Annotated in this window: 1 protein-coding gene; it reads right to left on the bottom strand. The window is 41.0% G+C overall.

Translation table 11 applies throughout. The features are described 5' to 3' along the window. Window positions 1-79 precede the first annotated feature (79 nt). Window positions 80-430, bottom strand: coding sequence for a helix-turn-helix transcriptional regulator (locus VJL_RS23545; RefSeq protein WP_038881744.1), 351 nt, complete (start codon window positions 428-430; stop codon window positions 80-82). Between the last annotated feature and the right edge of the window lie 221 nt (window positions 431-651).

The raw sequence follows: 651 nt of genomic DNA, 5'->3' as shown, positions 1-651 counted from the left end.
CGGGGGTACTTTCACAATAACTTCAAGGGTTCACGTCACTAAGGCAACTCGCAAGCGTTAGCGCGCCAGTGTTTGAGCGTTAGCGAGTATTTTCTGGTGAAAAGTTTTCCCGAGCCCTATTGCTTTGGTTTCTTAGGTACAAGCCCTCAACCATAATAGATAGCGATTCAATCTCTGACTCATTAAACCCTTCGATTGCTGAACTGATTTTTTCTATCAGTTTTTCATGTGAGCTTTGATCACTTCCAAGGATCTCATTGATGGAAATTCCTAGTCTTTTCGCGATCAATATAAGCTCTGATGCTTTGGGTTCTGTTTTTCCTGACTCCCCATTCATCACGGTTTTGGCTGATGCTCCTACTGATTTTGCCATCTCAAGCTGGGTCACCCCTTTTTCCTCTCTAAGTCTCTTAATATTCTCGTTTAACATGACATTTCCCCAATAGAGTCCATATTTTTTCTTATTATAAGGAGTGTTTTTTCATACAGTGCCTTGACAAGGTAAAAATATTTACCCAACATATGCAATAAATTTACTCTTGACAGGTTTTGGGGTTTAGGTGAAAAGCACATCAAAAAGACACTTTGCATGTACTGACTGTGGTCAGGTCTACACGTCGTTTTTCTTCTCCGTGTGTCCTCACTGCCGTT

It is taken from the genome of Vibrio jasicida CAIM 1864 = LMG 25398, assembly GCF_000400365.1.
Lineage (GTDB): Bacteria > Pseudomonadota > Gammaproteobacteria > Enterobacterales > Vibrionaceae > Vibrio > Vibrio jasicida.
Note: the sequence above shows the minus strand (reverse complement) of the source record. Positions and strands in the feature narration are given on the sequence as shown.